This is a genomic window from Bacillus cereus group sp. BfR-BA-01524 (assembly GCF_022662595.1).
In the GTDB taxonomy this organism is placed as follows: domain Bacteria; phylum Bacillota; class Bacilli; order Bacillales; family Bacillaceae_G; genus Bacillus_A; species Bacillus_A thuringiensis_S.
Genome location: NZ_JAKUDW010000256.1, coordinates 1 through 778, shown reverse-complemented (window position 1 = coordinate 778; position 778 = coordinate 1). Strand labels below are relative to the sequence as shown.

The following is a 778-nucleotide window of genomic DNA, read 5'->3' as shown; positions in this document are numbered from 1 at the left end:
CTTTTTTCGTTTCACCCTTTTCTTCGGGCTTACTCGCTTCATCTACTTTATTAATAGATTGTTCCGGCTTATTAACAACCGTTTCTATTTTCGTAGATTGTTCCGGCTGACTCATATCTTCTATTTTTGCCGGCTGCGTAGTAGCCTTCGTCTCCCTCGCAGGTTCACTCTGCAACTTCTCTTGAAAACGACTACTAACAAATGCTTGTGGACTACTTAGCTTTTGCTGAATTTGTCCTTTTTTATATGCAAGCACTTCTTTTACTATATTTCCAACTAACATAATATCACCTTTTCGGTAAACAAAGATAATCTAATATTAGAGTTTTTTTTTAAAGTTTGCAATAATCCTTTTGATAATATTGTAATAAAAAAATGAACAAATAGGAAATTATCATTTTTTTATATTCATTAATTACAATTATTCGTTGACACGATATACACCAAGGATTACAATTAATCTCGAAATTGATTTTTTTGCATATTTACGTTTAACAATTAACAGAAAAATCAATATAAAAAAATGGGGGTTCTTAACATGAGAATTAATACAAATATTAATAGCATGCGTACTCAAGAGTACATGCGACAAAACCAAGACAAAATGAACACTTCTATGAACCGTTTATCTAGCGGTAAATCAATCAACAGTGCAGCTGACGATGCGGCTGGTTTAGCTATTGCTACTCGTATGCGTGCAAAAGAAGGCGGATTAAATGTTGGGGCTCGTAACACACAAGACGCTATGTCTGCTTTACGTACTGGTGACGCTGCATTA

Annotated in this window: 1 protein-coding gene and 1 pseudogene; one reads left to right on the top strand and one right to left on the bottom strand. The window is 34.2% G+C overall.

Annotation, left to right across the window (positions count from 1 at the left end):
* A pseudogene (locus MR170_RS30875) lies at positions 1–283 on the bottom strand (lytic transglycosylase domain-containing protein); the annotation flags it as partial.
* A 255-nt stretch (positions 284–538) separates the two neighbouring features.
* Here MR170_RS30875 and MR170_RS30870 point away from each other — a divergent pair.
* Positions 539–778 (top strand): flagellin N-terminal helical domain-containing protein (locus MR170_RS30870; RefSeq protein WP_481746802.1); only part of this gene is annotated, 240 nt, incomplete at its 3' end.